This is a genomic window from Pseudochrobactrum albidum (genome assembly GCF_051851455.1).
Classification (GTDB): Bacteria; Pseudomonadota; Alphaproteobacteria; order Rhizobiales; family Rhizobiaceae; genus Pseudochrobactrum.
This window is the reverse complement of record NZ_JBPVTR010000024.1, coordinates 12,207-23,330: the sequence shown is the minus strand read 5'-3', so window position 1 is coordinate 23,330 and position 11,124 is coordinate 12,207. Positions and strand designations below refer to the sequence as shown.

The window sequence follows — 11,124 nt, the reverse complement described above, 5'->3', positions numbered from 1 at the left end:
ATAAAATATTCTGGGATGGAAAAGCCTATGACCGGTTGCCTGTTTTTTGACTGCTCCCTGAAATCCTTAACAGTACCGGATCCGCAACAGGCTAAAACCTATCTGCAAAATCTAAAAAATGCCGCTGAAGAACAGGGCTGCAGCGGGCTTGCGGATTATTTGCAAAATACGGATGAAACCGGCTTTCTTGCGGCAGTGCTGGATTGCTCATCCTTTATCCGTGAAACTGTTGAGCGCCATCCGCAGATTTTGGAAAATCTTTTTGCCGCGCCGCTTGCAGAATGGTTGCAAAAACTCAATGCGCAAGCACTGGCTGCAGGTCAATCGCCGGATATGACAGAAAGCCTGCTGATGGCTGAATTGCGCTGTATAAAACGGCACGCGCATGTGCTGATCGCGCTGGAAGATCTGGCAGGGCTGAGCGATACGGTTAAAACCACGAGACGTTTGAGTGATCTGGCAGAGAGCTGTCTGCACGCAACGGTGCAATTTTTACTTTTGGAAAGTGATGCCAGAGGCAAGCTGGCTTTGCCCGACAGAGCTGATCCGGAAAAGCAAAGCGGCTTCATTGTGCTAGGCATGGGTAAATTTGGCGCCAGAGAGCTGAACTATTCTTCCGATATTGATCTGATTATTTTTATTGATAGCCAGCGGCCGGCCATTACCGATCCTTATGAATGTGTGGATCTTTTTTCGCGGATAGTGCGGCGGCTGGTAAAAATTATGCAAGACAGAACCGCAGATGGCTATGTATTTCGTGTGGATTTGCGGCTGCGGCCTGATCCCGGGGCAACACCGCTGGCTATACCGGTTAGCGCTGCCCTGCATTATTATGAAGGGCGTGGCCAGAACTGGGAACGTGCGGCGATGATCAAAGCGCGGCCTGTGGCAGGTGATTTGGCCGCGGGAGAGCAGTTTTTAAAAGAGCTTGCGCCCTATGTCTGGCGCAAATATCTCGATTATGCCGCAATTGCCGATATTCATTCAATCAAGCGGCAGATACATGCCCATCGCGGACATGGTGATATTGCTGTACGCGGGCATAATGTAAAACTAGGCCGCGGCGGTATTCGTGAAATAGAGTTTTTTGTGCAGACACAGCAATTAATTGCTGGCGGGCGCTTTCCTGAATTGCGCGGCGCGCAAACTCTGGCCATGCTGGAGCGGCTTTGCGAGCGGGGCTGGGTTGGCGAAAATGCGCGGGATCAGCTAAGCCGCAATTACCGTTATCTGCGCGATATTGAGCACCGTATTCAGATGATGGCGGATGAGCAGACCCATATCCTGCCCGAGGATGATGAGGGGTTTACCCGCATCGCCTGCATGATGGGCTATCAGGATAATGAGAGCTTTACAGAGGATTTTCTCAATGTTTTGCGTAATGTTGAAAAACATTATGCCGCTTTGTTTGAACAGGCGCCGGAACTTGGCAGCGGCGGCGGCAATCTTGTGTTTACCGGTGAGACGGATGATCCGGATACGCTGCAGACTTTGTCGCAACTTGGTTTTGAGCGTCCGGGCGATATTTGCCGGATTATCCGCACATGGCATTTTGGCCGCTATCGCGCCACCCAAACCGCCGAGGCGCGTGAACGCCTGACCGAGCTGACGCCGGCATTGTTGAACGCTTTTGCTGCAACCGAGCGGGCCGATGACACTTTGCTGCGCTTTGACCGTTTTTTGCAAGGACTGCCATCTGGTATCCAACTTTTCAGCCTGCTGCAATCCAATCCGCCATTGCTTGATCTTTTGGTGCTGGTGATGAGTGCCGCACCGCGCCTTGCTGAAATTATCACCCGCAAGCCGCATGTGTTTGACGGTATGCTCGATCCGCGGATTTTTTCGGAACTGCCAACCCGTATTTATCTTGAAGAGCGGCTGGACACATTTCTTAACCTTGAAGAGCCTTATGAAGAAACACTGGACAGGTTGCGGATTTTTGCAGATGAGCAGCGTTTTCTTATCGGCATCCGCCTGCTAACCGGTGCCATTGATGGCGTGCGGGCAGGGCGGGCTTTTTCTGATCTTGCCGATTTGATGATAGACAGGGCCCTCAACGCAGTGATCCGCGAATTTTCTGTGCGTCATGGTTCGGTTGCCGGCGGGCGTATTGCCGTGCTTGCTATGGGCAAACTTGGCAGCCGCGAGCTAACAGCCGGTTCGGATGTGGATATTATCCTGCTTTATGATCATGATCCGGAGGCTGAATATTCCGATGGTGAAAAACAGCTTGCCGCCTCGCAATATTATATCCGCCTCACGCAGCGCCTGATTGCGGCCTTGTCTGCACCAATGGCTGAAGGCGTGCTTTATGATGTGGATATGCGATTACGCCCAAGCGGTAATAAGGGGCCGGTTGCCACGCATATTGAGGCTTTTGGCAAATATCAGCGCAATGAGGCCTGGGCGTGGGAACATATGGCATTAACCCGCGCCCGCGCGGTTGCCGGTGAACCGTCTTTTATCAATGTGATTGAAAAAGAGATTGATGAAATTCTGACCATGCCCTCAGAGGTTGAAAAGACCGCGAAGGAAATGCGGGATATGCGCAAACTGATCGCCGCTGAAAAACCGCCGCGGGATAACTGGGATTTGAAATTGCGTGCCGGCGGGCTGATTGATCTGGAATTTATTGCGCAATTTGCTGTGCTGACAGGGCAGGTGGCAACAGAGGGGCGCAAAACCTCGACAGAGGCCAATCTGCATCAATTAAAAACCGGTTTTGCCACGCCGGTGCAGGCGGAGGAACTGGCCGCCGCCCATCATTTTTACAGCAATATGACGCAGATTATCCGCCTGTGTGTGGATGATGATACAAAACGGGAGGATTATCTGCCCGGCTTGCTTGATCTTCTGTGCCGCGCTGCTGAATTGCCGGATATTGCCCATGTGGAGCATCAGTTTGATCAAACGGCAGATATGGTGGCTGCAACTTTCAGGCAATTGCTGTAACGGAACAATCCGGTGGCGTCCGGTCAGTTTTGCAAAAAAAATCAGGCAGCCGCATCCGTTGCTGCCTTTGCAATATTTGGCTGCACCTTGCGGTCTGGAATGCGAACGGAAACAATCGTGCCGACACCTTCTGTCGAGCAGATGCGCAATGCACCATTATGCAGCTCTGCAAGGGAGCGTGAAATAGCCAGACCAAGGCCGGAACCGGTATGGGTTTTGGTAAACTGGTTTTCCACCTGTTCAAACGGATGGCCGAGTTTTTTCAGCGCATCACGCGGAATGCCGCAACCTGTATCTTTGATGGTCAGGATCAGCGCCTTGTTGATCTTGCGGGCCCGCACCAGAATGCGGCCGCCATCACTGGTGAATTTGACGGCATTGGACAGGAGATTGATCAGCACCTGTTTGATAGCGCGGCGGTCGGCATTGGCGGTAATTGTATCGGCAATACTGGTTTCAACCGCAATATGTTTTTGTTCAGCCTGCAGCGAGACCACACGCACGGTTTCCTCAATCAGCGGGCAGAGATCAATCTCTTCTCGGTCGAGGGAGAAATGTCCGGCTTCGATCTTTGACATATCCAGAATATCATTGATCACATTGAGCAGATAATTGCCGCTGGTATGAATATCATGAATATATTCTTCATAGCGGTCAGAACCAAGCGGGCCGAATGTGCCGGCCGCAATCATTTCTGAAAAGCCGATAATGGCATTAAGCGGCGTGCGCAACTCATGGGACATATTGGCAAGAAATTCAGATTTGGCACGGTTTGCGCTTTCAGCCCGTTCTTTTTCCGCGGCATATTTGGCAGCCAGTTCCGACAATTCACGCACGCGCTCTTTTTCCGCCTTGCGGGCAAGGCTCAGATCCTGAATGGTAGCCATCAGACGGCGCTCGCTATCCACAAGGCGTTCCTGATGCAGTTTCAGCTGGGTAATATCGGTGCCCACCGATACCAGGCCGCCATCCTGTGTGCGCCGCTCATTCACCTGCAGCCAGCGGCCATCGCCAAGCTGACGCTCAAAGGTCTGCGCCCCGCTGCGGTCATTCTCATTGGCCATACGGCGCTCAAAAGCGGCAGGGCGCAATAGCGGCTGAATATCCTCTCGGGTAACGCCGGCTTTAAGGGCGGTGGCCGGCAGACCGGCATATTCATTATATTTGCCGTTAGACATAACCAGACGGTTATCGGCATCCCAGAGCACAAAAGCCTCAGAAATACTTTCAATCGCCTCACGAATGCGCAGATCTGCCTCGGCGGTTGCCTGCGCAAAGCGGTGTTGTTCGCTCACGTCAAAGGCAATGCCTACCAGATGCACATCCCCCTCGCGGGCAATCTCTGCACGCACACGCATCCATACCCAGGTGCCGTCAGCATGGCGCATGCGCAGAACTTTATCAACCTGACGCAATTCACCCGACATGACCTGCGTGGCGATTTCATAAAGGTCACCATCCACCGGATTGACAATGGCGGCCACATCACCAAAGGACAGAACACTGTCCACTGCCTGATAGCCGAGCATTTCATACATTGAGCGTGACCAGTACATGCGGCCGCGCGCCATGTCCCAATCCCATAATCCGCAGCGCCCGCGTGCCAGCGCAAGATCAATGCGCTTTTGAATTTGATGCGAAAAATCATCAGCATCGCGTGCCCGCGCGGCCTGGCTGAAATAGGCATAAAGAATGGCAAGCAGCACGCCTGCCGTAGCTGCAAACAGCGTGATATTGAGCGACAAAATCTGCCGCCATTCTTTGTAAATATTTTTTTCACTGCTGAAAGCCAGCACAGACAGGGCGCCGCTGCCAGCTGAGCGCAGATTTTGCGGCTTTATTTTTTCCAGCGCGGCCAAAGCAGGTTCATTGCGATATTTGACAGGCTGCACACCAGCCCGTTCACCAAACATAAAGAGCGGCTGCGCTTCACTCAGTAATATATCTGCCTTGATACCCAGCAGCTGGCGCGGGGAGAGCGCGGCGATGATTTTAGCATTTTCATCCAGCACCGCCACTTCAAGATCAGGGCTGATCATGCCGCCGGCACGCAGATCAACCAGAAGATTTTGAATATCGCTGTAATCTTCATTTTGCGGTGCGCTGATTTGCAGTTGCTTTTCAAGTTTTTCAGCCGTGTGCGCGGCAGTGAGCGCCAGCGTCAGGCGTGCTTCTGTTTCAATTGCCGCCCGCTGATTAAAGAGCGACATCATACGCGCACCGGCGAGGATAACCAGAAAAGCAATAATAAGAACGGGAATAATACGACGCAGAACCGGCTCAAGCGACAGGAGCTTGCGATAGGCAGGGCCCGACAACAGATAGACATAGCCGGAAAGCTTTAAACGCCTGCCTCGTCTTTCTGAGGTGTAACGGACACCATTCGGCGCGCGATACGCGTCGGTATTTGCCATCCTGCGGCCCTCATCTGCGTGGTTGCTTTGAAGTGATTCGGCATCGTGAATCCGAATAACCCTAATGAATCAAATGTGATTCGCCCTGTCCAGTGCTTTTCATTAATTATTAATAAAAAATCACCACCGATTCGAAACTGATTCGATCAGCGTATGGAGATGATATTTTTCAGCGCAAAATGCACCGGCAATAGCATGGCTTTGATATGATTCAACAAACATGCCTTTGCCGGTTTTATAATTTGAGAAAAATGTGTTCTTTTTTAGAGCATTATGACCAGATCTGTTCCCGGTAAAAATTTCAGGCCAGCATCCGTTCGGTTATATCCCGCACATCGGTTGAGAGATTTTCCGTACGGGAAATCATATCCAGGGCTGATTTGATATGTGCTCTGCGTATAGGTTCCAGTGTTTTCCATGAGCGCAGACTGGTGAGCAGGCGTGCGGCAAGTTGCGGGTTGTGCTTGTCGATTTGCACAATGAGGGCGCTGAAAAACGCATAGCTTTTGCCATCTGCACGGTTGAAGCCCGCCGGATTGCCGGAAGAAAAATTGCCAAGCAGCGCACGGCAGCGGTTGGGATTATCAAGAGAAAATAACGGATGCTGCATCAGCTGTTGCACGGTTTCCAGCGTGTCTGCTGCCGGGCGTCGTGCCTGCACGGCAAACCATTTATCCATCACCAATGGTACAGAGCGATAATCATGCTCAAATTGCGCCAGTGCCGCAACGGCTTTTTCATGCGCTGCAAAATGATGGACAAGTATGGTGAGCGCGGCCAGCTTATCGGTCATATTATTGGCCGTTGCAAACTGGTTGTAAACACGATCCGGCGCCGCATCAGAAAAGGCGAGATAGCCGAGCAGGGCAGATTTCAGCGCACGTTTGCCGGCGCCTGCCGCATCAGGAGTAAAGGGCTGATCATCCTGCAGGGCATCATAAATACGGGCAAAAAGTGCTGCATTGGCATCAGCTATCGCGGCGCTTAATGCCTTGCGGCTGGCATGGATAAGATCAGGATCAATATTGCTGCCGATCTCGCGGGCAATATCCGCCTCATCAGGCAGGCTCAGGCACAGCGCCTGAAATGCGTGATCGAGTGTTTCATCCTGCACAAGCTCAGCCAGCAATTGCGCCAGAACCGGCGGTATGGAGAGCGGCTGCTGCCTGTGCATAAGACCGGCATTTTCAATAATGGTTCTGCTTAACAGGCGGGTGATTGCCTGCCAGCGGCCAAAGGCATCACTATCATGGCGGGCGAGAAAGAATTGCTCCTCATCATCCGATGGCTGATTAAGAAGTACCGGCGCGGAAAAACCACGCAACAGGGATAAGACCGGCTTTTCAGTAATATTGTGCAATGTCCAGCTTTGTGAGGCTTCATGCAGATGCAACACATCCTCCTGAAGATCCGCATTATTCTGCCCGGTCAGTGCCATATCCTTGCCATCTGCGCCAATCAATGCAAATTTTATCGGAATATGCATGGGCTGTTTGTGGCTTTGGCCAGGAGTCGGTTCGGTTTTTTGCTCCAGTGTCAGACGCAGGGTTTTGGTGGCGGCGTTATAATCCGAATAAGCTGTTACAAGCGGCGTGCCCGCCTGATCATACCAGCGCGAAAATTGCGCCAGTGAGCGGCCGGATACATCTTCAAAAACCTTGATAAAATCCTCAATTGTCGCGGCTAGCCCGTCATGACGGGTGAAATAGAGATCCAGCCCTTTATAAAACAGATCATCCCCGAGAATAATCCGCAGCATGCGGATCAGCTCGCTGCCTTTTTCATAAACGGTTGCAGTGTAGAAATTATTGATCTCGCGATATTCCCGCGGCCGCACCGGATGCGCCAGAGGGCCGGCATCTTCAGGAAATTGCTGGGCTTTAAGTGTTTTAACCTCATCAATTCGCTGTACTGCGCGCGAGCGCATATCGCTGGAAAATTCATGATCACGATAGACTGTCAGCCCCTCTTTGAGGCAGAGTTGGAACCAGTCGCGGCAGGTTATGCGGTTGCCTGTCCAGTTATGGAAATATTCATGGGCAATCACCGCCTCAATACCGGCATAATCACTATCCGTGGCAGTTTGCGGATCAGCCAGCACATATTTATCGTTGAAAATATTCAGGCCTTTATTTTCCATCGCCCCCATATTGAAATCGGACACAGCGACAATGTTGAAAACATCAAGGTCATATTCACGGCCATAGACATCTTCATCCCAGTGCATGGCGCGTTTCAATGCGTCCATGGCATAAGCAGCGCGGTTTTCATTGCCGTGTTCCACATAAATATTCAGCGCAACCTGTTTGCCGGAACAGGTGGTAAACTGATCACTTATCACGCCGAGCGATCCTGCCACCAGCGCAAACAAATAAGAGGGTTTGGGGTGCGGATCATGCCACAGGGCAAAATGACGGCCGTTTTCCAGATCACCGGATGATACAAGATTGCCGTTTGAAAGCAGAACAGGAGCCGCCTGTTTGCAAGCCTCAAGGCGCACAGTATAAACAGAGAGAATGTCCGGCCGGTCAAGAAAATAGGTGATCCGGCGAAAACCTTCCGCTTCACATTGCGTGGTGTAAATATTGCTGGAGCGATAAAGCCCCATCAATTGCCGGTTTGTTGTGGGGTTGATTGCGGTAACAATTTCCAGCGTAAAATTGTCATCCTGCGGGAGATTGCGGATTGTCAGCAAATCCGGCGTTACTTCAAAATCAGTGGCCGGCTGCCCGTTGATTTTCAGTTTTTTCAGGGTAAGTTCATCACCATCCAGGATAAGCGGGGCATGCATATCCGCAGTGCTGCGCCGCTCAATGGCAAGTTTTGCTTCAACCACGGTCTCGCTTGGTTCCAGCGTAAAATTCAGCTCGGTCTTGCGGATAAGATAATCGGACGGGCGGTAATTTTCGAGACGAAAAATATGGCCTGTATCGCTGCGCATGGCTGCTCCTGAAATTATGCTGGAAATGCCGGAATAAATTTTCTTAAAACCGGCAGACGGTGTTTTAATCCAAATAGCGGTCAAAACATAAAAGCATTTGCCGGATAAGTAAAACCGGACAAACTTGTATAAAATCGCTTTTTTGCACTCAGATGTGCATTATTTGAATCAATTTATACGAGAAAATGGCTAATGCGCTGAAATCACTTGTATTTTATAAAAATAATTTTTTATTTTAGTACAAATAAATGCTTTTAGCCTGTAGCAGCTTCACAGGATATTTCTCTTTCATTAACTGTTTGAAATATAATTAAAAAAATATGGCTATAGAAAATTGATTTTCAATTGTATGCTGCGGTCAGGAAAAAGAATTTGCCTTATTTAAAAGGCAGTTAAGGAATCCCGCCGTGAATGCTCCTGAGCGCACTCTGCCGCAGGCTGTCAGCGCCGCTGCCTCAAGTGATCAGCGCCCTTTGCTTGGTATCACCTGTAAGGTGATCTCCGTTGTTGTTTTCGTAATAATGTCTACCTTGTTAAAGGCTGCAGAGGGGATACCCTCCGGCGAGCTGGTCTTTTTCCGCTCATTTTTCGCGATTTTTCCGATTGTCATTTATATGAGTTTCACGCGTCAGCTAAGCGTTGCCTTGCAGACATCCGATATTTTCGGCCATATCTGGCGTGGTGTGGTTGGCGTTTTGTCGATGATGTGCGGTTTTTATGCGCTCACATTATTACCGTTGCCCGAGAGTATTGCCATCAATTATGCATCACCATTGATGATCGTGGTATTGAGTGCAATTTTTCTTAAAGAACAGGTGCGTATTTATCGCTGGACAGCGGTTCTGGTTGGTTTCGCAGGGGTGCTGATCATTGTATGGCCGCGGCTCAGCCTGTTTTCCCATGGCGGTTTCAGTCAGGCAGAGGCAATGGGCGCGCTTTTTGCCCTGTCCGGCGCATTGCTCTCGGCTGTGGCGATGATGCTGGTGCGCAAGCTGGTCAAACATGAGCGCACGCCAACCATTGTGATGTATTTCACGCTGACCTCAACGGTGATTGCATTGGCAACATTGCCTTTTGGCTGGGTTGTGCCGGAACTATGGCAACTGGCCTTGCTGATTGCAGCAGGTTTTGCCGGCGGCATTGCACAGATTTTTTTGACTGAATGCTACCGCCATGCGGAAATGTCTACCATTGCGCCATTTGAATATACATCCATGCTGCTGGGGCTTGGTATCGGCTATGTGGTGTTTGGCGATGTGCCGACTGTGCAAATGCTGCTTGGCAGTGCCATTGTGATCGGCGCTGGTGTTTTCATCATTTACCGTGAACAGAAATTATATGGCAGGAAACAGGCTAAAAAACTGATCAAGCATTAGGGTTTCACATTATAACCCTGTGTCAGCGGTTGCTTTTGTTTCTGCGTTTTCTTCTTCCGGCATATCGCTGCGCGGATCCATCTGGTAACTTTCCGGCGTATTGATATTTTTGGTGGCCTGATATTTGAATTCGGTTTTAAGATCGCTGATGGCAGGGCGCTCGCGCAGGCTGATGCGCCACAGGGCGTGCAGGCCGTAGGCGGCAAAACAGGCAAGCAAGGTGAGCGGCATGCCTTGTTTGCCAAAATTTTCCATCATATGTGCGGCCAATTGCGGGCCGATAATATTGCCGACGCCATAAACAATCAGCAGGCCGCCGGAGATTTTTACAAATTCATTGGCTTCAGCATAATCATTGGCATGGGCAACATTGAGGCTGTAAATCGGGAACAGTACGGCTCCCATAAGAAAAATCACAATATATCCGCTCAAACCCTCAGCGGGCGAGAGCATCAGCAACACCGCAGAAAGCACCACGCCGATTATGCCGCTGAGCACCATAATATAGCGCCGGTCAACAAAATCAGAAGCGCGCCCCAGCGGATATTGAAAAATTGCCCCGCCAATCATGGCTGTTACCAGCATGGTGGCAATGCTTAAATTGTTGAGCCCGTTCATCTGGCCGTAAACCGGTGCAAGAATATTCCACGAACCGGAAATCAGCCCGGCAATCAGTGAGCCGATAACAGCTGCAGGCGAGCGCCGGTAAAGCCCTTTAATATCAAGTGATACCTGAGTCAGCGGCTTTGGGGATTCCGCCCGTGACAAGGCTGTTGGTATCAGCGCGAAACTGTATATCAGCGTGCAGAGAATGAATAATGTCTGTGTTGAGGGGTCACCGAAAGGCAGGATATATTGTCCGGCCATGGTGCCGATCATGGTGGTGATCATATAGATCGAAAAGATCATGCCGCGGCTTTCATTGGTGACGCGCTCATTGAGCCAGCTTTCCACCACCATATAACCGCCGGCGAGAGAAAAACCTGCAAGGCAGCGAAAAGCCATCCATGCATAGGCATTAATGATCAGGGAATGCAGCAAAAGTGACATGCCAAGAATAGTGAGCAGCACGGCAAAAACACGCACATGCCCGACATTGCGCACAAAGATCGGCACCACCAGACAACCGGCTGTGAAGGCGAGGGAATAAAAAGTACCCATCCAGCCGATAGTGATGGTTGACCAGCCTTCCATACTGGCGCGAATAGGCAGCAAAAGCCCCGCAAGCCCGCCCGCCATAAGCATAAGAAGCGTGCTGAAAAGAAGCGCTGTAACAGGCAGTAACTGAGCTGGCATGGAATTATCCGGACACAGGCATAAACCGCCATTTGCGGCGTTTACGGAGCTAATCTGATCAACGACGCTTTATTGTAAAAAACAATGCAGGGATACTGGCTTTTCAGTCTGCCGGCATAATATTTTATTACACAAACTTATATGA

Annotated in this window: 5 protein-coding genes; 2 read left to right on the top strand and 3 right to left on the bottom strand. The window is 50.7% G+C overall.

Annotation, left to right across the window (positions count from 1 at the left end; genetic code table 11):
* Positions 1 to 27: 27 nt before the first annotated feature.
* On the top strand, positions 28 to 2,952 hold the full coding sequence (locus ACSTTO_RS11210) for a bifunctional [glutamine synthetase] adenylyltransferase/[glutamine synthetase]-adenylyl-L-tyrosine phosphorylase (RefSeq protein WP_439273303.1): 2,925 nt from the start codon (positions 28 to 30) through the stop codon (positions 2,950 to 2,952).
* Positions 2,953 to 2,993: 41 nt separating this feature from the next.
* Here ACSTTO_RS11210 and ACSTTO_RS11205 read toward each other — a convergent pair whose 3' ends face one another.
* Entirely contained in the window at positions 2,994 to 5,366 is a 2,373-nt protein-coding gene (locus ACSTTO_RS11205) for a PAS domain-containing sensor histidine kinase (protein WP_439273302.1), read from the bottom strand.
* 301 nt (positions 5,367 to 5,667) lie between these two features.
* Positions 5,668 to 8,307, bottom strand: a complete 2,640-nt coding sequence (gene pepN, locus ACSTTO_RS11200) for an aminopeptidase N (RefSeq protein ID WP_439273301.1) — start codon at positions 8,305 to 8,307, stop codon at positions 5,668 to 5,670.
* A gap of 407 nt (positions 8,308 to 8,714) precedes the next feature.
* On the opposite strand from pepN, the gene ACSTTO_RS11195 reads away from it, so the two are divergent.
* Positions 8,715 to 9,683, top strand: coding sequence for a DMT family transporter (locus ACSTTO_RS11195; RefSeq protein ID WP_439273300.1), 969 nt, complete (start codon positions 8,715 to 8,717; stop codon positions 9,681 to 9,683).
* A 9-nt stretch (positions 9,684 to 9,692) separates the two neighbouring features.
* Here ACSTTO_RS11195 and ACSTTO_RS11190 read toward each other — a convergent pair whose 3' ends face one another.
* Positions 9,693 to 10,979, bottom strand: coding sequence for an MFS transporter (locus tag ACSTTO_RS11190; protein WP_439273299.1), 1,287 nt, complete (start codon positions 10,977 to 10,979; stop codon positions 9,693 to 9,695).
* Positions 10,980 to 11,124: the final 145 nt, after the last annotated feature.